We start from the raw sequence: 21169 nt of genomic DNA, 5'->3' as shown, positions 1-21169 counted from the left end.
CGCTACTCGCCGCTCGGGCCTATCGTGGAGGTATGCAGCCCACCCGCGACCGGGCCGCACTGGCCGCCTTCGCAGGCGCGACCCTGCTGGCCGGTGGCAACGCCGTCGGCATCAGGTTCAGCAACCGCGAACTCGACCCGCTGTGGGGCGCGTCCCTGCGGTTCGGTGCCGCCGCGCTCCTGCTCCTGGCCATCATGGCCGTCCTGCGGCTGCGCTTCCCGCGCGGGAAGGCGCTGGCCGGGACGCTGCTGTTCGGGGTCCTCAACTTCGGCGTGTCGTTCTCACTCGCGTACTACGCCCTCGTCTACATCCACGCCGGGCTCGGCCAGACCCTGCTGGCGCTCGTGCCGCTGGCGGCGCTGCTGCTCGCGGTCGCCCAGGGCCAGGAGCAGTTCCGCGGGGCGGCGCTGGTCGGCACGCTCGTCGCCGTGGTGGGGGTGGCCGTCGTGTCCCAGGCGCCGCTGCGCGCGGACGTGCCAGTGCCGGTCCTGTTGGCGGCCTTGGGTGCGGTGCTGTCGTTCGCCGAGTCGGCGGTGCTCGTGAAGCGACTGCCGAAGGTCCACCCGGTGACGATGAACGCGGTGGGCATGGCGGCCGCGGCGGTGCTGCTGTTCGCAGGGTCGTTCGCGATCGGGGACCGGTGGGCGCTGCCGGAGATCGCGGACACGTGGTGGGCGCTGGCGTATGTGGTGGTGGCGGGCTCGGTGCTCACGTTCGTGCTGTATCTGACGGTGATCCAGCATTGGGGCGCTTCGCGCGCGGCGTACGTCTTCGTGGTGATTCCGTTGGTCGCGATCGTGGTGTCGGCGTGGCTGGACGACGAGCCGTTGACAGTGTCGCTGCTGGTGGGGACGCCGCTCATCCTGATAGGCGTGTATGTGGGCGCGCTCCGGGGCGGGCACCGCCCCGATCGCCGGGAGGCGACCGGGGCCGTTGGCGAGGGAGACTAGCCGGCCTGGACGCCGACGGTGATGAGCGGGACGCCGGGTTTGCCTTCGGTGATGTCGGTGCGCCGGTTGGATTCGAGGTAGTAGGGGCCTTCGGTCACCTCGGTGGTGAGGACGCAGGTCTGGTCGGAGAGGGCCGTGCTCGGCGCAGTGGTCGGCTGCGGGCGGCTGCATGCGTTCGCTGTGAACGGTTGGGGGCAGCGAAGAGGGCCTCCCTTGCGGAAGGCCCTCAACGGTATTCGGTTATGGCGTTGCCGTTAGCTCGTGACGAGCGTCAGGCCCCAGGCGCTCAGGGCCGGTCCGATCGGCTGGAAGTAGGTCGTGCCGCCGGAGGAGCAGTTGCCCGAACCACCGGAGGTCATGCCCTGCGCGCTGTTGCCCGAGATGAACGAGCCGCCCGAGTCGCCGGGCTCGGCGCACACGTTGGTGCGGGTCATGCCGCGGACGGCGCCTTCGGCGTAGTTCACGGTCTGGTTGAAGGCCTGCACGGTCCCGCAGTGCCAGCCGGTGGTCGAACCGGAGCGGCAGATGGAGGAGCCGACGGCGGCCTGCGTCGCGTTGGCGACGTCGCGGGTGCCGGAGTACATGTTGACGTCATCGAGCAGTTGCTCGCCGGTGCCGACGGCGACCCAGGCGCGGTCGGCACCGGGGAAGACCGAGTTGCGGAAGGTGCCCGGGGCGGCTTCGCCGCCGGTGACCGAGTCGCCCGCCGCACCGCAGTGGCCGGCGGTGACGAAGCCGGGGGTCGAGCCCTGGCGGACCGAGAAGCCCACCGAGCAGCGCCAGGAGTTCTCGATGTTGTAAGCGTCGCCGCCGCGCACGAAGTACGTCTGGGGCGCTTCGGCTCCGGCGTCGACGGTGACGAGCGACGGGTCGATGCCGGCGGCCTCGATGAGGTCGGCGGCGACGGCCGCGTCGGCGGTCTCGATCACGAGCGTGTTGGCGACGACGTCGACGTAGTTGCCGTAGTAGCCCTCCATCGAGATCGGGTTGACGGCAGCGGCGGCGTCCTCGAGCGCGGCCAGGTCGTGCTCGACCAGGACCGGGGTCGCGCCTTCGGCGCGCAGCTCGTTGGTGTCGGCGGCGTCGGTGGTGGCGACGAAGATCTCGTCGGCGTCCTCCGAGACCCACAGGCCCGCATAGGAACTGTCGAGGGAGTCGGGAATCTCGCCGAGGAGGTCCGCGGCGACGTCCTCGACCGCGAGGCGGTCGTAGGCCTCGGCCTCGGTGATCCCGAAGGTGTCCTGGAGCTCGTCGATGAGCGCCGGGGCGACCTCGCCGGTCAGTTCGGCGCGGGCCTCCTCGGCCTTGACGTCGAGGATCTCGGCCGAGGCGGGTGCGGCCCCGGCGGCGAGGGAGAGAGCGGTGGCGATGGCACCGGCAGCGGTGACTGCAAGCGCGCGTTGGCGTTTCATGTGATGTATGCCTTTCGGGTGAGGGCATCGGCGGTCGACGGGGAGGTGACCGCCATGGCAGGCCGGCGGCGCCCGCTGGTTGCGGACGAGACCGAGATGATGGTGAGCCATGCCATACAAGGAGATTAGAGCCAAACGGGAAAAAGTTAAAGATAGAAGTAATTCAAAGTAATTCAGTGAATATCAACCTAAGTGGTGTGTTGTTTCAGGATTGTCACGAGTCCTGTGATTTCACAGAATTACAGTCGAAAAGGGGCACTGCCGCGATTGCGGCAGCGCCCCTTCGGGTCTCGCGGGTCTAGCAGAACGCCTCGGCGTTCTCGGCGGCCCACTCGGCGAAGCTCCGCGCCGGGCGGCCGGTGACCTCCTCGACGGTGCCGATCACGGTCTTCCCCTCGTCAGGCGTGTTGCCCAGAGCGTCGATGAGGAACGCGATCATGTCCTCGCCCATGCCCTCGCTGCTCCACTTCTCTTTGGCCTCTTCGACAGTGAGCTCGACGAACTCCAGCTCGCGGCCGATCGCCCGGCCGAGGATCGCCACCTTCTCCTGGATCGCGACCGCCTCAGGGCCGGTGATGATCAGCGACCGGTCGTCGTACCCGCCGTCGTGCAGGACCTTCGCGGCCACCGCGCCGATGTCGGCGGGGTGGACCATCGCGCTGACGCGGTCGCCGAAGGGCTCGCGGATCCTGCCCTCGGCCTTGATCGGGGCGGCCCACCACATGAGCGTGTTCGACATGAACTCGACCGGGTGGAGGTAGGTCGTCTCGATCGCGCTGGCCGCGAGGGCCTGTTCGAGCGGGCCGGTCGCGATGCCGCCGAGGACGGTGGCGCGGCGGACGCCGGCCTGCTCGGCGAGGGCGACGAGCCCGGCGGGGTCGGGCAGCGGGCCGTACTGGTCGCCCGCGAAGTTGATGAAGTGGACGGCGTCGACGTCTTTGAAGGCCTCGGTCAGGGTCTCGGGGGAGGTGAGGTCGCCGACGGCGATCTCGACGCCTTCGGGAAGGGCCGCTTCGGGGTTGCGGGTGAGGGCGCGGAGCTGGACGTCGGCGTCGAGGGCGATGAGCTGCTCGATGACGTTGCGGCCGACGGTTCCGGTGGCGCCGGTGATCAGGATGCGCATGGGGTTCTCCTCGCTTGAAACTTTGGAACGGAATGACATGTTCCAATAATAGCAGAGCGGAATGATCTGTTCCAGTAGGGCGCGACGATTTCTTTACGAGGATGTTTACCCAGGTCCCCGGGGTCGGGTGTGTCGGGACGGAAGGTCCCCGGTTCGAGAATGGCGCGCGGGTGCGACATTTCGGCGAGGCGAGGCGAGGCGAGGCGAGGCGAGGCGGGGCGAGGCGAGGCGAGGCGGGGGTGGGAGGCGTTACCGCCCTAGCGTTCCCGCGGGTCTCCTGCGGTGATCAGGCCGGTCTCGTAGGCGCAGATGACCGCTTGGGCGCGGTCGCGCAGGCCGAGCTTCGCGAACACCTTGCCCACGTGGGTCTTCACCGTCTGCTCCGAGACGAACAGGGCCGCGGCGATCTCAGGGTTCGACAGGCCGCGCGCGATCAGCCGCAGGACCTCCTCCTCGCGCGGCGTCAGCGCGTCGAGCTTCGTCGAACGCTGCAGCGCCGGCTTCGCCTTGAAGCTCTGCTCGATGAGCCGCCGTGTCACCGAAGGCGCCAGCAGCGCATCCCCGGCGGCGACCACCCGCACCGCCGCGATCAAGTCGCCCGGTGGCGCGTCCTTCAGCAGGAACCCGCTGGCGCCCATGCGAAGCGCCTCGTACACGTAGTCGTCGAGGTCGAACGTCGTCAGCATGAGCACCCTCGGGCGCCGCTCCTCCGGTACCGACAGGATCCGCTTCGCCGCCTCCAGGCCGTCCATGGTCGGCATCCGCACGTCCATGAGCACCACGTCCGGGCGCAGCCGCGACGTCTCCGTCACCGCCCCGACCCCGTCCTCGGCGTCGCCGACGACCTCGATGTCCGCCTGTGCGTTCAACAGCGCCGCGAAACCCGCTCGGACCATGGCCTGGTCGTCGGCGATGAGCACCTTGATCGTCACTGAGACTCCTCAATGGTCGAACGGTCCTCGAGCGGCAGTACCGCGTGCACGCGGAAGCCGCCGTCAGCGGTCGGCCCGGTCTCCACGGTCCCGCCGTCCAAAGTGACGCGCTCGCGCATCCCGACCAGGCCCAGCCCCGACCCGTGAGGATCGGGCGCCACACCGCCCTCCGGAGGCGGCCCGTTCACCACCGTAACGGTGATCCGCCCGTTCGCGGTCCTGACCTCGGCAACGGCCTGCGCGCCCGGCGCGTGCCGGACCACGTTGCTCAACGCCTCCTGCACCACCCGGAACACAGTGAGCGCCACCGTCTCCGGCAGATCCTCAGGCAGCGCGCCGACCTCCAGCGACACCGGAGTCCCCGCCCGCTCCACCGCCTCCGCGAGCCCCTGCAACGCCTCCGGGCCCGGCTGCGGTTCGCGCGCGCCCGCCTCGTCCTCGCTGCGCAGCACCCCGAGCAGTCGCCGCATCTCCGCGAGCGACTCGCGAGCCTGGCCGCTGATCGACCGGAACTCCGCCTTCGCCTCCTCGGTGAGGTCGGCGAGACGGTACTCGGCCGTCGAGGACTGCACGGTGATCACCGACATGTGGTGAGCCACGATGTCATGCAGCTCCCGCGCGATCCGCGTCCGCTCTTCGAGGAGCCGGCGCTGATGCCGTTCCGTCTCGGCGACCCGCTCCTCCTCCGCGACCCGCTCCCGGCCCTGCCGCCAGATCCGCACCGTGAAGCCGATCAGGAACGCCAGCGCGCCCAGCATCGCGCCGAGCAGGATGTTGTCGGAGGCCGGGTTCGGGACCACCGCGTACGGGGATTCGGCCACCGGATCCAATCGGTGCGCGTTGACCGACCAGACCGCGAAAAGCGCCGCCAGCAGGTACGACAGCCACGCGAGGACGCCGTACCACGCCCGGCGGTCGCGTCCGATTGCGAAGAGCGCCACCAGGAACGCGAACAGGTTCGCGCTCGTCAACGGCCAGGGCTCCCACTGACTGATGCTCGCGCCGAACACGGTCGCCAGGAACGAGGCCAGGACCAGCGCCCAGGCCTCGAGCGGCCGGAAGCGGGCGAGGACCACCGCGGCGCCGGTCGCCGCGGCAGGCAGTGCGCTCCAGGCGATGCCGTAGTCCGCCTGCAGCACTTGGTTCTCGATCGCGAACAGCAACAGGCCGAACGGCACCGAACCCGGCCCGAAGATCGCGAGGGTCGTGGTGAAGCGCCAGCGCCAAGTGCCGTTGCCCACCGGGGCGGCGGGGATCAGGTAGCTGATGAGCGTGCGGACCGGGCCCGGCTCGGTCAGCTCGGGCTTGGCGCGCCTGGCTCGTCGCTCGGGCTTGGTCGGCTTGGTCTTGGACTTCACGGCACCAACCTATGCCGGTCCGGCCTGTGCGGCCTCACTCTGCGGTACGGGTCCGGGCCGCGTGTCTCACCCCAGGGTATGAGGCCCGATTCCACGCCTCGGCTTGAGGGAAGTGCGCTTCCCGGAACCTACCGTTCGCCGCATGAACCGCTCCTTCTTCCGTTCGCGCGCAGCCGAAGTGACCGCCATGGCCGCGGTCGCCGCCAGTCAGGCGGGCTTCGCGGTGATGCACTTGACGCAGTCCGATTCGGTGGACCCGGTGGCGACGCCGGTCTCGAGTTACGTGCTGACCTGGCCGGGGATCGTGCTGTTCCCCGCCTCGGTCCTGGCATTGGCGCTGGCCTGCGCGATCCTCGCCGGTCGCGGGGTCGGGCTGGCCCGCGAGGGCTTCATCCGCTTCCTGCTCGGCTCCACTGCGGTGATGCTGCTGTGCGCCGCGATCTTCCGGACCGGGACGCCCGAGTCGGGGCTGACGTGGTGGGCGCAGATCCACCGCTACACGGCCGGGGCGGCGTTCGTGATCCTCACCGTGGTGGCCGCGTTGTGCGCGGTGCGCATGAGGGACGCCGAGGTGCCGGACTGGGTGCGGCGGGGGACCTGGTGGGTGACGGCGTTGGCGGCGTTGACGTTCCTGACGACGACGGTGAACACGTTCCTGCCGGGCTTTCTGAACGGCGGCGAATGGCGCGGGATCGGGCAGCGGGTGCTGCTGGTGGTGCTGTCGGCGCTGGTGTGGATGCTGGTGGCGAACTCGACGAGGGTCGCGGTCATCGATCGGACCGCAACGCCCGCAACGGTTCCGGAAGTGGACGGCGCTGCCGTCCCGGTCGCGACTGGCGCGGTTTCGGTCGCGGCGGTCGCCGACGTGGTGCCCGCGCTGGCCGGGTCGCGGTCATGAGCGGCTTCGGGCGGCTGCGGGCTCGGTTCGGCCGGGTCCGGATGGCGGTCGGCGGTTGCGGTGAGCTGCGACGGGCCCGGCGCGTGGGTCCGGTCTTCCGCCGTTCGGAGGAGCCGGGGCCGGGGCCGTCGTTCGGGAGCTGGTTCTGACCGAAATCGCCAAAACGCTGGCGTGTCATCTGAGCGTACGGCTTGTACAGACCGTACGATTGTGGCATGGTTGATGTCATGAACGAGATCTCGGTCAGTGAACTGCGGGCTCATCTCGCAGAGGTGATCAACGAGGCGAACTACACCGGCGCCCGGACCTTTATTACGCGCGCGGGCAAGCGGATCGCGGCCGTGGTTCCGGCCGACGAGGCCGACATGCTCGAAGAGGCTGAAGACGCTTATCTGAACAAGCTCGCTGATCAGGCTATCGAGGCTCAGGGCGACAAGCCGTACAAGACGCTGGCCGAGGTGCTTGCGGAGTACTCCGAGAAGTACGGTGAGGAAATCGCGTGACCGAAAAGCGGTACCGCATTGACTTCACGAACGAAGCCAGTAAACAACTCCAGAAGCTCGACAAAACGATTCACAGTCGCATCCTTCGCGCCCTCGTCGAGTTGGAGACGACCCCGAGGCCGGATGGCGTCAAGAAGCTTAAGGGCTACGACAACCGGTGGCGCATTCGCATCGGCGACTGGCGCGTCAGTTACCTGATCGAGGACGGTCGGCTTGTCGTCCTCGTCGTGGCGGTCGGCCACCGCAGCAAGGCCTACAAGGCGAAATAGCGTCCGCAAGGCTCGGCGCGAGCCGAGCCCTTGCGTTGTCGCTAAATGGAGTTCGCATACTGCTCGAAGGTGTCCGCGCCGCCTTGGTAGAGGGTGAGGGCCTCTTCGAGCTTTCCTTTGGCCTGCTGCCATTGCCCGAGCGCTTCGCCCGGGAGGGAGCTGCCGGTGTCCTGGGTGGCGGCGGTGCCGGTGCCGATCGCGGTCTCGGTTTGGGACTGGGCGCCGCCGATGGCGCCCATCGCCTCCTGAACCTGTTCGATCGCGCCTTGGATCTGCGACTTGATCTCTGCGGTGCTGGCCATGCGCCGACTCCTCGTCTAGGGATTGCTCGTGCCACGCTCACCGTAGTGGCATCGCGACCCGATTTCCGGTCGGCGCGTCACCGACCCGAACATTTAAGTCACTTGACTGATACGCTTGCTGCTGCGACCACACGCAGGATCCGAGGAGGCACGGCGATGAGCGGCACCACCGCACGGGGCTCGCGGGCCGCGGCGACCCGCGAGGCGATCCTCGACGCCGCCGAGCGGCTGTACGCCGAGCACGGGGTCGCGGCGGTCTCGGGCCGCCAGATCTCCGAGGCCGCGGGCCAGGGCAACAACACCGCCGTCGGCTACCACTTCGGCACCAAGACCGATCTCGTGCGCGCGATCGTCCAGCGCCACATGGAACCGATGGAGCGCCTGCGCATCGCGCGGCTCGACGCCATCGGCGACTCCGACCGGCTCCGCGACTGGGTCGAATGCTTCGTGCTCCCCACCACCGAGCACCTCGGGTCCCTCGGCGACCCGACCTGGTTCGCGCGCTTCGCCGCCCAGGTCCTCACCGACCCGGCCCTGCGCGTGATCGTGGAGGAGCAGTCCTTCCGGGCCCCCTCGATCCAGCGGATCAAGGCCGGCCTCGACCGCTGCCTCGCCGACCTCCCGGCCACCGCGCGCGCCGAACGCGACGACATGATCCGCGAGCTCATGGTCGTCGTCCCGGCCGTCCGCGAGGCCTCCATCGCCGCCGGCCGCCCCACCTCGCGCGCGACCTGGCATGACGCCGGCGTCGGCCTCGTCGACGCGATCGTCGGCCTCTACCTCGCCGACGTCACCGCGACCTAGTGATCCGCAGCCGTCCCGGAGCGGAACCTTCGGCAGCCACCGCGAACCCGATGATGCCCGCCGGGTACGACACTTTCCGTTACGCGATCCCTGCAATGAAGCGGGCGTTGCACTCGCGCTGCAGCTCGACATCAGCCCACATGGGGTGATGCGGGGCGGCGTTGGAGCACACGACGGTGCCCCACGCGTCCGCCTCGACCGACAGGTCGACCGCGTCGCGGCAGATCTGCGCGCCGACCGGGCCCTCCTCGAATCGGCAGTCACGGGGCGTGTAACCGACCCAGCCTTCGCCGAAGATCACCGGCACATCGAGCCGCCGCGCGTGATCGGCGGCGACGCCGATCCAGTCGCGCAGCTGCGCGGCCATCGCGAACCGTTGCGCCCCATAGCGTTCGTACAGCCAGCGGTCGACCTTCTCCGGGTCGCACCAGTCGTGCACGTAGACCTCGGTGCGCTGCATGATCGACGCGCGGCGCTTCCACTCCGACGCCTCCGGGATGTCCCAGTCCGCCAGACGAGGTGCGCCCGGGCGGAGCAGTTCGGCGTCGGCGCGCTCCTGCGGGAACTCGGCCGGGTCGCGGCGGAGCGCGAACTCCTCGACGAGATCGTTCAACACCCCGTAGACGTACGGGTGGAACGCCAGCGCGGTCGCGTTGCGGGGGAGGCCGCGCATCGCGGCGACCGGGACGCCGCCGTAGTTCGGGGCGCACAGGACACCGGGATGGCGGGCCTGGAACGCGGCGATGCCGGCCTCGATGCGGTCCCGGAGTTCGACCACGGCGTCCTCCTTGCCGGGCAGCCCCTCGGTGAGGTAGCCGATCTGGAGTTCGTTGTGCGGCTCCACAAGTGCGAGAGTGTGGTCCAGGCCGTGGGCGGCGAGGAAGTCGACGAGGTCGGCCATCGCCTCGCCGAGCACGGTGAGGCGCTGCTCCGGGGCGACGGCGTTCAGTGCCTCGAACCAGGCGGAGTCGGCCGCGAACGCGGGGCTCTGCTGGTACTCCCACGAGGAGGCGATGACGACCATGCCGTGGCGGTCGGCCGCGCGGAAGAACGCCAGGAGGTGCTCCCTTGCGTCGATCACGGTGGGCTGCTTGAGGTCGTACCAGCGCACGCGCTGGCCGTAGTCGCCGCCGAGGGGTTCGAGCCGCAGCGCTTTGGTGTCCACACCGGACTTGAAGAGCAGGAACGGCATGGCGCAGACGCGCACGGTGTTGTAGCCGAGTTCGCGGGCGCTCGCGAACGCCTTGTCGAGGTCCTCGAACGGCTCGCCCGGACCGGTGCGCACGTACCAGGAGAAGTCCCAGAGGGTGATGGCGAGCCGCTCGGGAAGATGGTCGGGAATGGTCATGGCGGTGCTTCCTATCGGTGTGTCGTGGTCTTTCATGGTGCGATTCGGACTCATGCCGGTTCGGGGCGGAGGCGGATCTTGGCGACGTTGACGGCCGTGATGGCGTCGACCGTGATGCCGTCGGGGAGGTCGCGAACCGACGGGTCGACCCAGACGCCCGTGGCGCGCCGCCACGGCAGCAGTTCGAGGGTCAGCCCGTGCACGGCGATCGCTGCAGCGTGCGGGGTCAGGTCGAGGTCCCAGGCTCGGCCGTGCCAGAAGTGGTCGCCGATGAGCGCGCCGCCCGCGAAGGCCCGGCCGGTGTCGCCGGTCCACGTCACGCGCAGCAGTGTGCGGTCGGCGGCGAACGCGCTGTCGGGCACGTCGACGCGGAGGCGCGCCGCACCCGAGTAGTCGACGGGTGCGCTGAGCCGGTCCATCGGACCGCCGCGACGCGGCGGTGGCGGAGGGCCGTGTTCGGGGCGCAGGTCGGCCGCGATGATCCTGGTGCCCGCGTCGGGCGCCGCGACTTCCCAAGTGCGCCAGAGTCCTTCATCTCGAGGTTCGCCCGCGCCGCTCAGGGTGACCGGCGGGAGCATCGCGATCGTGGACCGGCTGGTGTCGGGATGCAGCACCAGGTCGCCGCCCTCGATGTACACGGGTGCGTCCGAGAGGACGAGGCGGTCGCGTCCGGCGACCGGCAGCCGGTAGAGACGGTTCGCGGCGGGCTCGTCGAGGATGAGGACGCGAACGCCGGGCAGGTCGATGACGCATGCGGGCCCCGGGGCGGTGTCCGGCTCGATCACCTTCACGCCGTCGACGCCGTCGACCACCAGCTCGACGGGGACGTTGTCATGGGCGGCGAGGACCACGAGTTCGCCCGCGTCGTCGCTGATGCGGGTGACCAGTTGGGCTGTGGCGCTGCGCAGTTCGAGGTCCGGCGTGAGCCGGTAGTGCAGCGGCCAGGCGACCGAGACCCCGGACGGCAGATCCACTGGTCTACTGGGGACAGTGACGGTGCCGTCGTCGAACTCGACGTGGAGCTGCACGCCCGGTTGGGCCGCGAGCGGTCGTTTCGCGGGTTGATAGGTCGTGAGGAACAGGTAGCCGCTGTGTCCGTCCGAGCGGACCGCCCACCGCAGCTCCTCCGGGTCGTCGCTGCCGCCGCCGATCGTCGTGGTCATGGTCGCGATGCGGTGGCCCTCCTCGCGCAGCCAAAGGTGTTGGCGCCGAAGCAGATGGTGGTGGGCCCGGATCTGGCCGTGCTCGCCGATCGGGGCATGGAAGTCGTAGCTCAGGGCCGGAACGTCATTGGGGTAGCCCGTGGCCTGCGACTCCTGTTCGGTGCCGCGCTGGCCGACGCGCTGGGTGCCGCCCGCGTACATGTAGTAGCCCTGCCAGACCGAGCCGCTGCCGATCTTCGCGAGCGCCAGCGCGGCCACGTCCTCGGGCGCGACGAGGGGCCGCCGGTGGTAGGCCACGTGCATGCCGCCGCCGAGTTCGCAAGTGGCGAACGGCAGTTCGGGCCTCGCGCGCGCGGTGCCGGCCTCCACGCCGTCGAGGGCTTCGCGCAGGTCGGCGCCGACGGTGAGGTCGTCGCGGACCTCGCTGTATCTGAAGTGGACCGGCCCGAAAGAGGGCCATTCGGTCTCGGAGTCGTCCCAGAAGCCGTCCACGTACGCGCCGTACACCGGCAGCAGCGAATCCGGCACTTGCGCGCCGCCCCATCCGGTGGCCGTCCAGATCGGAACGTCAAGGCCGAGTTCCTCGGCGAGATCTCTCAGGGCCGCAAGGTGTTCGGGCCGGTCGTACAGCTCGTTGTCGACCTGGGCGGCGACGATCGGCCCGCCCTCGTGGTGGGCGAGCCCGGTGAGCTGGGCGATCGTCTCGGCATAGAAGGCCCGCACGAGTTCGAGGTAGGCGGGATCGTTGGTGCGTACCGGCAGGCCGCGCGCGACCAGCCAGTCCGGGAAGCCGCCGTACCGCGACTCGCCGTGCGCCCACGGGCCGAGCCGGACGACGACGCCGAGACCGTGCTCGGCGGCGAGCTCGACGAACGCCCGCAGGTCGCGGTTCCCCTCCCAGCGGAACTGCCCGGGTTCGGGCTCGTGCGCGTTCCAGAACACGTAGGTCGCAACGGCATCGACGCCTCCGGCGCGGGCGTGGCCGAGCACCTCGGACCAGCGTCCGCGCGGCAGCCGCGAGAAGTGGATCTCGCCGGAGACGGGGAACCAGGGCCGGCCGGCTCGCTCGATCCACCTTGCCTTGACCGTGATCTCGGGGTTCATCGCTCTCCTTCGGACTGTCGAGGGGCGGTGGCGTCGAGGTCGGCGAGTTGGGCCCGCAGCACCTGCACGCGGCGGTCGTGGACCTCCTGCACGTCCTGGTCGAACAGGAGCATCTCGGGCAGTGACGTCGCGAAATAGTCGACGCGGGCGGTCATGGCGGCCTGCTCGTCGATGTAGCGGGCGAAGCCGTCGCGCAGGGCTTCGGCCTCCTTGCCGCGGCCGAGCCGGCGCATGGCTTTCACCGAGGCCGCAGTGTGCTCGGAGTAGGCCTGGACGCTCATGCCCTGGAAGTCGCCCTGCTGCGCGGCCGCGGTCGACCAGGCCGCCGCGGCGTCCGCTCCGGCAGCGGCGAGGGCGTCGCCGAGCATCAAATGGAGGTCCGCGGTGTTGGCGATCGGATGGCGCGCCTCGCCGAGACTCGCGACCGGTTCCAATGCGGCCGTGGCATGTTGGACCGCCGCGTGCGGATCGCCGACGGCGAGCGCGGCCTGTGCGAGGGCGAGGTGCGCGGCTTCCCACGCGGCGAGGACCCGGCCTTCGCCGCCCTCCCACGGCTGGAAGGCCCGGCCCGTGAGGACCGTGACCGCTTCGGCCGGGCGGCCGGTGGCGGTGAGCAGCTCGGCGAACTGCACCGACAGGTCGTCGCGGCCGGCGACCAGGTCGCGGTGCGACTCGAGCACCGCGAGCCTTTGGGCTGCAGGGACGCCGCGCCGATCGTCGAGCTGGTCGGCCTCGAACAGCAGTCTTGCGTCGTAGGGGGCTGCGGCGCGGGCGCGCGAGTAGTACGCGGCGGCGCGGTCGGGATCGGCCTGAACGTTGAACGCGGCCATGCCGAGATTGCGCAGGACCACCGGGTCCTCGGAAAGCTTGGCGGCGGTTTCCCACGCGGCGATCGCTTCCTCCCGGCGGACCGCCGCGTAGTACCAGTGGCCGCAGAGGGCGGCCAGGGCCGAGTCCTCGGGCCATTCTCGGCGCAGCCGTTCGAGTGCGTCGTTGTCCAAGACGGAAGGGAAGCACCAAGTCCGGTCCATGGCGTGCATGCGCGCGAGCGTGCGTTCGGCGGCGGGCCGGTCGCCGCGCTCGAGTTCGCGATCGGCGCGGTGGACGAGCGCGAGCGGCGCGATATTGGTCCGACCGGGAAGCACCGGCAGAGAGGCGGCGCGCTCGAACAGCGCGAAGGCGGCGTCGTCCTCGTGGACGGACCGATATTCAAGGGCGACATCGAGGACGATCGTGGGATCGAGGACCCTCGTGGCGGTGGCGTTGCGATCCAGGCGGGCTTCGAGGTCTCGCGCCCAGGCGTCGAGCGGGTTGCAGCCGATCGTGCCGCGCACCAAGGCGATCGCAGCAGCCTCGTCGCCGCGTCGAAGGGCCGCGACCGCGGCGAGGTTTCGGGCTTGCGGGTGCTCGGGGTTGCGTTCGAGCACCGCATCGAGATCCTCCGGCTCCCGGCCCGCCGCGAGATCGATCCGAGCCGTCGCGACCGCCGCCGCGTCGCGCCAGCCCTGATCCCACATCGCCTTACCGAAAGCCTCACGTGCTTCGCCATGCCGCCCTTGCCGGGCGAGCACCAACCCGAGCCGATAGTGAGCCTCGCCGTCCCGCGGGTTCGCGTTCCGACGAGTCAAGCGCGCAACGGCAGCGCGGAGGTGGCGTTCGGCCTGGCCGAGGCGTCCCTCGCGCTGGCGGCGAGCGGCGAGGGCGGTATGGCTTCGGGCATCGCCGGGATCGCGCCGGAGGGCCTCCTCCCAGTACGGCTCGGGCGAGCGGGTCGCATGCCGATACTGGGCGAGGTGCAGGCCGGTGAGGAAGAGCTCGTCGGTCGACGCGACGTCGGCGGGCAGCGGCGGCTCGGTCGCCGGCTCGGCTTCCAGCTCCGGCGGTTCGGACACCGCCGATTCCGGTCGGGGCCGCCATGCCACGAGGAGATCGCCCTCGTGGGCGACCGAGAGTTCGCAGTTGGTCGGGTCGACCGCCCCGGCGACAGTGAATTCGTGGACGTAGGGCGTGCCGGGCGCGAGATCGGCGATGACATCGTGAAGGACGCGCTCGCCCGCGCGAAGCAGCACACGGGCCTCCGGGCGCGGGCCGGTCGTCGCCGCGGCGATGCGCAGACGCGTCTCACTTTGAGCTGCAACGATGTCCAGGCGCACGGCCGCGTCCCGGGTGGCCTGGTGGACCGGCCCGGTCTCCTGGATCGGATACCAGTACTGCGAGAACGTCTTGGTCTCACCAGGTTCGAGGTACGCGAAGTCCGGCTGGTTGTCGGTGAAGACCCCGGCCATGAGCTCCACATAGGGCCCTCCGGAGTCCGTCAGATGCGCATCCCAAGCCCACCCGAACGGCGCGTTGCCCCAAGTCCACTGCTTCTTCCCGGGCGCGATGCGGTGATCGGCCCAATGCACGAACCCGGCGCGGGCACCATGGTCGTAGCCGCCGAAGAAATCGTCCTCGCTGTCCAAGCACATGTACGACGTGGGCACGGGGATGTTGCGATACCAGTCGAGACGGTCGCCGCCAGGGCGCTCAAGCATCCGGGCCGGATAGTCCACCCCGTAGTAGTGGCCCTGCGCCGCAGGGAAAGCCGTCGTCGCACGCTTCGCATGGTCGGCCACCACGCGCACATCGGTCGGGAAGAACGACTGGTAGTCCTCACCCGCCTCGGCGGCGACGTTCGCCCACCACAAGAACGTCTGCACGTCATCGCTCCGGTTGACCAGCCGCCCGCGCAACTCGATGAGCGCGCTCGCGGGCCGCAACCGGATCCCGTGCATGCCCTGCATGCGCGCGAACGGATCATGATCGGAGCACCAGACCGTCACCGCGCCGTCGTCCTCTGCCTCGATCCGGAACTCGACCGGCAGATGCGTGGCCGGGCGGTGATGCTGCGGCCAGTTGAACTCCACCCCGCCCGACACCCACGGCCCGGCCAGACCGACCAGCGCCGGCTTGATGACCTCGTTGCGGTAGAAGAAGTCATAGCCCCGCGTCTTGTCGAGTCCGATGTGGATCCGTCCTCCGAGCTCCGGGAGGATCATCAACCGCACGTACTCGTTCTCCAGATGCACCGCCTCCCACGCCCGCGGCGCCTTCTCCCGCGAAACACCGTCGATGAACGGCAACGGGTACACCGCCCCGGACGAACCCTGGTACACCCGCCGATCCAGATACGCCGGAAACCGATCCGGCACACCCGGCTCGTAGGAGTCGATCACCACCGGCGAACTCCAAGCCCGCACCGGCAGCCCCGCGACGGCGGCCGGAGGCTCGGGCAGGACGATCCGCGATTCACGCTCAGACATAGATGCGACCATATGGCCGCTTGACATGCCACGTCGATAGCCGATTCAATCGACGACATGGACGAAACGACGGCCGACCTCGACACCATCCCCGAAGGCTTCGAAGGCCAGCGCATGCTCGTCGTCCCCCGTCGGCTCATCGGCAAAGCCCTCCAGCACCCCGTGACCGGGAGACTCCTCGTCACCGACGCCGGCTGGTTCCCGCACGCCGCCCGCCACGGCCGCGACCGCCCCCGAGGCGCTCCCGAACACCTGATGCTCCTGTGCACCAACGGCAACGGCTGGTGCCGAACCGAAGAAGGCCAATTCCCCGTCACCCCCGGCGGCGTCGTCCTCCTACCCGCCGACCGCCCCCACGCCTACGGCGCGACACCCGAAAACCCCTGGACCCTCTGGTGGTTCCACTTCACCGGAACCGACGCCGCCGACCTCGCCCACGCCGCCCGCGCCGCCGCCGGCGGCCCCGTCACCCACCTGCGCGACCCCGCCCCGGTCGCCAGCCTCGTCTCCCAAGTCATCGACGCCCTCGACTCCGGCCCCACCACCGCGGGCCTCACCCGCGCGACCGGCGCGGCCTGGAACGCGCTGGCCCAGGTGATCGCGAACGGCCGCAGAGCGCCCGGCCCGAGCCTCAGCCCCTTGGAACGCGCCGTCGAGCATCTCCGTTCGACTGCGCCGCAGCGAACTTCGGTCAGCGCGCTGGCTTCGATGGTCGGCCTCAGCACCTCCCAGCTGACCGCCCTCTTCCGGCGGCACCTGGGCGTCTCACCGCTTCGCTACCAGACCCAGCTCAGGATGGGACGTGCCCGGGAACTCCTCGACGGCACGACGCTTCCGATCGCGGCGGTCGCCCGAGCGGTCGGCTACGACGACGCCATGTACTTCTCCCGCCAGTTCACGCAATCCCACGGCAGCTCCCCGACGGCCTACCGCAACCGCCCATCCAGCCCCTGACCTGCTGCACGACATGCCCGAACGTCAGATGTGGCCCGGCGCATCTTCACCGAAGGCGGAGACGCGGCCGCCGGATCGATTCCCGGCCGGGGGACCGTCCGCCGCCGTGTTCAGGGCGGAGGCGTTACCCGCGCCAGTAGGCCATGGAGTGCATACGGTCCTTGGGGAAGCCGATCTCCTTGCGGGCGAAGGTGGTCAGGGCCCTCGTCGACTTCGCCTCGCAGGCGATCCAGAAGTAGACCCGAGCGGTGTCCTTCGCCAGTTCCGGAAGCTCCTTCCGCACCTGGGTCACCAGCGACTCGCCGTCGTCGGCCCGGGGGACGAGCTTGAGGTCGTGGCGGTCGGTGATCCGGTGGGGGAGTTCGTCGTCGTTCGCGGTCTCGAACCAGATCGTCGCCGGGGTGTCGGGGAAGGCGTCGAGCAGGGAGTTGACGGCCGGCAGCGACGCGGCGTCGCCGACGATGAGAAGGCGTTCCGGGGCGGGGTCGAGGGGTTCGAAGCCGGTGCCGTAGACCGTGGCCTGGATCGACTCGCCCGGCTCGACGCTCTGGGACCAGTCGCTCGCGATGCCCTGGTGCAGGGCGAACTCGATGGCGAACGTGCCGTTCTCGGGGTCGGGGTCGACGATCGTGTAGCCGCGCTGGTGCGGTTTGCCGTCGTTGTCGAACCAGAGGCGGACCCACATCGTCGGGTGCAGCGGCAGTTCGGCGAGGAGGCCGCCGTCGGTGAAGGTGAGGCGGCGGTAGTGTTCGGTGATCTGCGCCGCGCCCGTGACGGTGAATTTGAAGTCCTTGGCGCGCAGCAGCTTCAGCACCGCACCTTCCCAGCCGTGCCCCATGCCGAATCCTCCCGGGTCGCAGTCAAGATCAATGTTCGAACGCTTAGGTTAGACTAACCTAACTATGAGCTTCGTGTGCTATCGGGACGCTTGGGGCGTCCCACATCTGCGCGCGGCCGACCCCCTGTCGCTCGCCTTCGCCCAGGGCTCGAACGCCGCCACCGACCGGGCCTGGCAGCTCGAGACCCTCCACCGGCGCGCGGCCGGGACCTCGGCCGCGATCTTCGGCGAGGAATGGCTGCCCTGGGACCGGCTCGCGCGCCAGACCGGCATCCTCGACGCCGCGCGTTCGGCCTACGACCGACTCGACGACGAGACCGCCGACTGGGTGCGCGCGTACGTCGCCGGCGTCAATGCCGCCTTGCCGAAAGCGGCGGCCGCCGCACCCGAGTTCACCAGGCCCCCAAGGCTTTGGGACCCATGGACGCCGCTCGCCGTCTGGCACGCCGAGCACCTGCTCTTCGGGTCCGGCTTCCCCGCGAAGCTCTGGCGCGAGCGCGTCATCGAGCACCTGGGAGAGGACGCGGTCGGACGGTTCGCCATGGACGGACCCGCCCCGACCGGATCGAACGGCTGGATCGTCGACGGGACACGCACCGCTTCGGGCGCCCCGATCCTCGCCGGAGACCCGCACCGGTTCCTGCAGCTTCCCGGTTCCTACCAGCAGATCCGACTCGCCTGCGACGAGTACGACGTCGTCGGACTGGCCATGCCCGGCATACCCGGCATCGCCCATTTCGGGCACACCGGCGGCGTCGCCTGGGGCATCACCAACGCCATGGCCGACACCCAGGACCTCTTCCACGAACGCCTGCGCCGCACCGAGGACGGCGACGTCGAGGCATTCGGGCCCGACGGTTGGGAGCCTGCGCGGTCCTGGACCGAGACGATCGAAGTCGCCGAAGGCGCCACCGCCACGGTTGCAGTGACCGTGACCGGACGCGGCTCCGTCATCGCCGAAGACGACGGCGCGGCGCTCAGCCTGCGCAGCCCGCTGCATGCCGACCCAGAGCTCGGATTCGCCGCGCTGCCGAAGCTGCTTCGGGCGCGCACGGTCGCCGATGTCGATGCCGCGCTTGACGGCTGGGTGCTCCCGGTGAACGTGGTCATGGCCGCCGACACCGCCGGGGGACTGCTGCACCGCGTCGCCGGGCGCGTCCCCGAGCGAGACCCCGCCAGCTTCGTCCGGCCCGTGCCCGCCTGGGAACCGCAATTCGCCTGGAACGGCTGGAAGCCCCTGGCCTCCAACAACGTCAGCGGATTCGCCGCGATGGCGAACGACCGCGGGATCTCAGGGGAGCTCGGCGTCGAGTTCTGCTCGCCGTATCGGGTCGAGCGGATCGGCAAACTGCTCGACGCCCGCGGCGACTGGACCCCCGCCGACATGGCCGCAATCCATACGGACACCTACCTGCCCACGGCCGCAACGCTGCTCGGACTTCTGCCCGGGCTCGACCTGAGCGGGTCCTCCGCGCTGCTGCGCGAACGCCTGCTCGCCTGGGACTGCCGGATGGACGCCGACAGCACCGAGGCCGCGGCCTTCGCCGCGTTCCGGGCCGCGTTCGTTCGGAGCTTCGCCGCGCTGCCGGTCTTCGCCCCGCTCGCCGAGCCCTCCCGGTATCCGGAGGTGTTCGCGCCCTGGCTCGTGCTCGAAGTCCGGATCGGGTTCGCTTTGGAGCACTTGCTCAACGGCGACCTGATCGGCCTCGACGAGCGCGATGCCGCGCTCCGGGACGCCATCGAAGCGGCCGCCGCACGGCCGTCCACGACCTGGGGCGAGGTCCACCGGCTCGTCCCCTGGCGCGACGCGGACCCGCCGGAGGCGCTGACCGGCGTGTCCGGCGACGCCGACTGCGTCCTGTCGACCTCGGGCGCCCCCGGGATCACCGAGGACTTCTCCCGCGGCCCGGCCGCCCGCTGGGTCTGGGACCTCGCGGACCGGGAGCAGAGCCTCTGGATCGTCCCCTTCGGAGCCTCCGGAGTGCCGGGGCCTCACTTCCGCGACCAGTTCCCGCTGTGGCGGCGCGGGGAACTGGTGCCCGTCGTGACCGATTGGAATGAGCTGCATGAGGAGTACCGCATGATCGACCGTCCGGCAGTGTTCGAGCAGTCCGTCGACGGATTCGGCCGAGTGTCCATTGTGCCTGTGCATCCGACCGAGGACCTCGACCTCATCTACGGCTGGGTCACCGAGGAACGGGCCCGCTTCTGGGGGATGACCGGGCATGCCCGCGAGCACGTGCTCGAGATCTACGAGTTCCTCGACTCGCTGGAGACGCATCACGCGTTCCTCGTGCTGCGTGAAGGGGAACCGATCGCGCTCTTCCAGACCTACGAGCCCGACGCCGATCCCGTCGGCGAATGCTACGAGGTCGAGCCCGGTGACATCGGCGCCCACCTGCTCGTCGCCTCCGCCGGCGGCAAGACCCAGGTCGGCTTCACCGGTGTCCTCATGGGAGTCCTCGCCGCCTACCTCTTCGCGGACCCAACGCACCGGCGGATCGTGGTCGAACCCGACGCCCGGAACGAGCAGGCCGCGGTCCGCATGCGCCGCACCGGGTTCACCCTCGGGCCCGAGATCCAGCTGCCGGAGAAGACCGCCCGGTTGGCGTTCCTGCGCAGGGAGGACGCGCCCTGCAACAGGGCGTGACCACCGGCGGCAGGAACGCCGACCGCGCGACCTAAGGCGTCACGAAGAGCAGTCGGTTCGGACTGCCGACCGGATCGGTGACCACCCCTGTCGTGGCGTTCCCGATCAACGCCGAGGCCACCGTCGCCGGACTAGCGGTCGGGTTGGCCGACAGATAGAGCGCGGCCATCCCTGCCACGTGCGGCGTCGAGATCGAGGTACCGGTCAGTCTCGCGGTGACGTTGAAGATGTAGTCAGAGCGGACGTTGACCCCCGGCGCGAAGAGGTCGACGCAGGACCCGTAGTTCGAAGAGCCCCACCGCACGTCGCTCACGTCCGTGGCCGCCACGGTCAGCGCCGCTGGCACTCGGGCCGGCGAGTAGGAGCAGGCATCGGCGTTGCCGTTGCCCGCCGCCACGGCGTACGTGACCCCCGAGTTGATCGAGGCCTCGACGGCGGTGTCGATCGCCTGACTGGCACTCCCGCCGAGGCTCATCGTGGCGACCGCCGGCTTGACGGCGTTCTGGGTGACCCACTCGACGCCGCCGATGACCGAGACGGCGTCAGCGGTGCCGCTGCAGTTGAACACCTGGACGGGCACCAGCTGCACCTCCTTGGCGATCCCCTGCAGCGTGCCGCCGACCGTGCCGGCGACATGGGTGCCGTGGCCGTGGCAGTCGCGGGCATTGCCATCAGGGACGACGGCGCTGTACCCGGGGTCGAGCCGACCCGAGAAGTCCGGGTGGTCGAGCCAGATGCCGGTGTCGATGATGTAGGCGTGCACGCCCGTCCCGGTATTGGGGTAGGTGTACGAGGCGTCGAGCGGCAGCGTGCGCTGATCGACGCGGTCCTGGCCCCAGGACGGCGGATTGAGCTGGGTCGCGGCGGTCTGGACCCGCGTGTTCTGCTCGACGTAGTCCACAGCCGGGTCGGCGGCCAGGCGCTCGGCGTCGGCCGCCGACATGTGCACGAAGACGGCGTCGATGGAGTCGAGACGGGACTCCACTCGGCCGTCGAACCGGGTCACGAGGTCTTCTGCCTCGGTCGTCGTCTCCTCGAACGCGACGATGTACTCGCCGCGGATCGCGTCGGGACTGTCGGCGCCGACGATCTCGGCGGTCCGCGCCTCGACCGGCGAGGCGGCGAGCGCGATCGCGAACGTGACCGCTGTCGCGGTAGCCGTCGCCATGAAGTAGCGGTTCGGTCCTCTTGTCCTGTGGTCGCCCACGGCATCACCCTTCTGAGGAAACAGATATGGCCCAAATCACAAGGCCGCTGAA

Annotated in this window: 17 protein-coding genes; 7 read left to right on the top strand and 10 right to left on the bottom strand. The window is 70.0% G+C overall.

The genetic code is table 11. From position 1 onward, the window contains the following. Positions 1 to 32 precede the first annotated feature (32 nt). Positions 33 to 950: a DMT family transporter gene (locus ACFO8M_RS14350; protein WP_387976487.1), complete on the top strand. Its 918-nt coding sequence runs from the start codon at positions 33 to 35 to the stop codon at positions 948 to 950. Positions 951 to 1204: 254 nt separating this feature from the next. Here ACFO8M_RS14350 and ACFO8M_RS14345 read toward each other — a convergent pair whose 3' ends face one another. The 4 genes from ACFO8M_RS14345 to ACFO8M_RS14330 form a co-directional block, all read right to left on the bottom strand. Beyond that, positions 1205 to 2362, bottom strand: coding sequence for a S1 family peptidase (locus ACFO8M_RS14345; protein ID WP_387976484.1), 1158 nt, complete (start codon positions 2360 to 2362; stop codon positions 1205 to 1207). Positions 2363 to 2660: 298 nt separating this feature from the next. Beyond that, on the bottom strand, positions 2661 to 3485 hold the full coding sequence (locus ACFO8M_RS14340) for an NmrA family NAD(P)-binding protein (protein WP_387976481.1): 825 nt from the start codon (positions 3483 to 3485) through the stop codon (positions 2661 to 2663). A 257-nt stretch (positions 3486 to 3742) separates the two neighbouring features. Next, positions 3743 to 4417: a response regulator gene (locus ACFO8M_RS14335; protein WP_387976478.1), complete on the bottom strand. Its 675-nt coding sequence runs from the start codon at positions 4415 to 4417 to the stop codon at positions 3743 to 3745. Continuing rightward, complete coding sequence (locus ACFO8M_RS14330; RefSeq protein ID WP_387976475.1) at positions 4414 to 5775, bottom strand: sensor histidine kinase; 1362 nt, start codon at positions 5773 to 5775, stop codon at positions 4414 to 4416. The genes ACFO8M_RS14335 and ACFO8M_RS14330 overlap by 4 nt, the downstream gene beginning before the upstream one ends. 142 nt (positions 5776 to 5917) lie before the next feature. Here ACFO8M_RS14330 and ACFO8M_RS14325 point away from each other — a divergent pair, with 142 nt between their 5' ends. From ACFO8M_RS14325 to ACFO8M_RS14315, 3 genes are all read left to right on the top strand, one after another. Further along, positions 5918 to 6673 carry a DUF998 domain-containing protein gene (locus ACFO8M_RS14325; RefSeq protein WP_387976472.1) on the top strand — a complete coding sequence of 252 codons (756 nt, stop codon included), beginning with the start codon at positions 5918 to 5920 and terminating at the stop codon, positions 6671 to 6673. A gap of 215 nt (positions 6674 to 6888) precedes the next feature. After that, positions 6889 to 7176: a type II toxin-antitoxin system Phd/YefM family antitoxin gene (locus ACFO8M_RS14320; RefSeq protein ID WP_387976469.1), complete on the top strand. Its 288-nt coding sequence runs from the start codon at positions 6889 to 6891 to the stop codon at positions 7174 to 7176. Beyond that, the gene (locus ACFO8M_RS14315) at positions 7173 to 7445 is read left to right on the top strand and encodes a type II toxin-antitoxin system RelE family toxin (protein ID WP_387976466.1); all 273 of its coding nucleotides are present in this window, start codon (positions 7173 to 7175) and stop codon (positions 7443 to 7445) included. Before ACFO8M_RS14320 ends, ACFO8M_RS14315 begins: the two co-directional genes overlap by 4 nt. A 41-nt stretch (positions 7446 to 7486) precedes the next feature. Here the strand turns inward: ACFO8M_RS14315 and ACFO8M_RS14310 are convergent, their stop codons facing one another. Then, the gene (locus tag ACFO8M_RS14310) at positions 7487 to 7747 is read right to left on the bottom strand and encodes a hypothetical protein (RefSeq protein ID WP_387976463.1); all 261 of its coding nucleotides are present in this window, start codon (positions 7745 to 7747) and stop codon (positions 7487 to 7489) included. 156 nt (positions 7748 to 7903) lie between these two features. Between ACFO8M_RS14310 and ACFO8M_RS14305 the strand changes: the two genes are divergently transcribed. Next, positions 7904 to 8551 (top strand): TetR/AcrR family transcriptional regulator, encoded by a 648-nt coding sequence (locus ACFO8M_RS14305; RefSeq protein WP_387976460.1) that lies wholly within the window; start codon positions 7904 to 7906, stop codon positions 8549 to 8551. Between the two features lie 79 nt (positions 8552 to 8630). Here the strand turns inward: ACFO8M_RS14305 and ACFO8M_RS14300 are convergent, their stop codons facing one another. The 3 genes from ACFO8M_RS14300 to ACFO8M_RS14290 are packed head-to-tail and all read right to left on the bottom strand — an operon-like array spanning position 8631 to position 15468. Continuing rightward, on the bottom strand, positions 8631 to 9899 hold the full coding sequence (locus ACFO8M_RS14300) for a cellulase-like family protein (RefSeq protein WP_387976457.1): 1269 nt from the start codon (positions 9897 to 9899) through the stop codon (positions 8631 to 8633). A gap of 50 nt (positions 9900 to 9949) precedes the next feature. Then, the gene (locus ACFO8M_RS14295) at positions 9950 to 12166 is read right to left on the bottom strand and encodes a beta-galactosidase (protein WP_387976454.1); all 2217 of its coding nucleotides are present in this window, start codon (positions 12164 to 12166) and stop codon (positions 9950 to 9952) included. Further along, on the bottom strand, positions 12163 to 15468 hold the full coding sequence (locus ACFO8M_RS14290) for a DUF5107 domain-containing protein (RefSeq protein ID WP_387976452.1): 3306 nt from the start codon (positions 15466 to 15468) through the stop codon (positions 12163 to 12165). Before ACFO8M_RS14290 ends, ACFO8M_RS14295 begins: the two co-directional genes overlap by 4 nt. Positions 15469 to 15525: 57 nt before the next feature. Between ACFO8M_RS14290 and ACFO8M_RS14285 the strand changes: the two genes are divergently transcribed. Further along, positions 15526 to 16422: a helix-turn-helix domain-containing protein gene (locus tag ACFO8M_RS14285; protein WP_387976449.1), complete on the top strand. Its 897-nt coding sequence runs from the start codon at positions 15526 to 15528 to the stop codon at positions 16420 to 16422. 124 nt (positions 16423 to 16546) lie between these two features. Here the strand turns inward: ACFO8M_RS14285 and ACFO8M_RS14280 are convergent, their stop codons facing one another. After that, a complete protein-coding gene (locus ACFO8M_RS14280) occupies positions 16547 to 17260 on the bottom strand; it encodes a siderophore-interacting protein (protein WP_387976446.1) in 714 nt (237 codons plus the stop codon). 64 nt (positions 17261 to 17324) lie between these two features. On the opposite strand from ACFO8M_RS14280, the gene ACFO8M_RS14275 reads away from it, so the two are divergent. Next, positions 17325 to 19910, top strand: a complete 2586-nt coding sequence (locus tag ACFO8M_RS14275) for a GNAT family N-acetyltransferase (RefSeq protein WP_387976443.1) — start codon at positions 17325 to 17327, stop codon at positions 19908 to 19910. Positions 19911 to 19941: 31 nt separating this feature from the next. Here the strand turns inward: ACFO8M_RS14275 and ACFO8M_RS14270 are convergent, their stop codons facing one another. Beyond that, a complete protein-coding gene (locus ACFO8M_RS14270) occupies positions 19942 to 21078 on the bottom strand; it encodes a S8 family peptidase (protein ID WP_387976440.1) in 1137 nt (378 codons plus the stop codon). Positions 21079 to 21169 lie beyond the last annotated feature (91 nt).

It is taken from the genome of Glycomyces rhizosphaerae, from assembly GCF_042647865.1.
GTDB classification, from domain to species: Bacteria; Actinomycetota; Actinomycetes; order Mycobacteriales; family Micromonosporaceae; genus Glycomyces; species Glycomyces rhizosphaerae.
The sequence above is the reverse complement of the archived record's forward strand: the minus strand, read 5'-3'. Positions and strand labels throughout refer to the sequence as shown.

Excerpts from the sequence above, each read along its gene's own strand:
- ACFO8M_RS14290 (WP_387976452.1), bottom strand. The coding sequence starts at position 15,468 with ATGTCTGAGCGTGAATCGCGGATCGTCCTGCCCGAGCCTCCGGCCGCC.
- ACFO8M_RS14310 (WP_387976463.1), bottom strand. The coding sequence starts at position 7,747 with ATGGCCAGCACCGCAGAGATCAAGTCGCAGATCCAAGGCGCGATCGAA.
- ACFO8M_RS14325 (WP_387976472.1), top strand. The coding sequence starts at position 5,918 with ATGAACCGCTCCTTCTTCCGTTCGCGCGCAGCCGAAGTGACCGCCATG.
- ACFO8M_RS14345 (WP_387976484.1), bottom strand. The coding sequence starts at position 2,362 with ATGAAACGCCAACGCGCGCTTGCAGTCACCGCTGCCGGTGCCATCGCC.
- ACFO8M_RS14275 (WP_387976443.1), top strand. The coding sequence starts at position 17,325 with ATGAGCTTCGTGTGCTATCGGGACGCTTGGGGCGTCCCACATCTGCGC.
- ACFO8M_RS14300 (WP_387976457.1), bottom strand. The coding sequence starts at position 9,899 with ATGACCATTCCCGACCATCTTCCCGAGCGGCTCGCCATCACCCTCTGG.
- ACFO8M_RS14320 (WP_387976469.1), top strand. The coding sequence starts at position 6,889 with ATGGTTGATGTCATGAACGAGATCTCGGTCAGTGAACTGCGGGCTCAT.
- ACFO8M_RS14280 (WP_387976446.1), bottom strand. The coding sequence starts at position 17,260 with ATGGGGCACGGCTGGGAAGGTGCGGTGCTGAAGCTGCTGCGCGCCAAG.
- ACFO8M_RS14285 (WP_387976449.1), top strand. The coding sequence starts at position 15,526 with ATGGACGAAACGACGGCCGACCTCGACACCATCCCCGAAGGCTTCGAA.
- ACFO8M_RS14305 (WP_387976460.1), top strand. The coding sequence starts at position 7,904 with ATGAGCGGCACCACCGCACGGGGCTCGCGGGCCGCGGCGACCCGCGAG.
- ACFO8M_RS14350 (WP_387976487.1), top strand. The coding sequence starts at position 33 with ATGCAGCCCACCCGCGACCGGGCCGCACTGGCCGCCTTCGCAGGCGCG.
- ACFO8M_RS14270 (WP_387976440.1), bottom strand. The coding sequence starts at position 21,078 with ATGGCGACGGCTACCGCGACAGCGGTCACGTTCGCGATCGCGCTCGCC.
- ACFO8M_RS14295 (WP_387976454.1), bottom strand. The coding sequence starts at position 12,166 with ATGAACCCCGAGATCACGGTCAAGGCAAGGTGGATCGAGCGAGCCGGC.
- ACFO8M_RS14340 (WP_387976481.1), bottom strand. The coding sequence starts at position 3,485 with ATGCGCATCCTGATCACCGGCGCCACCGGAACCGTCGGCCGCAACGTC.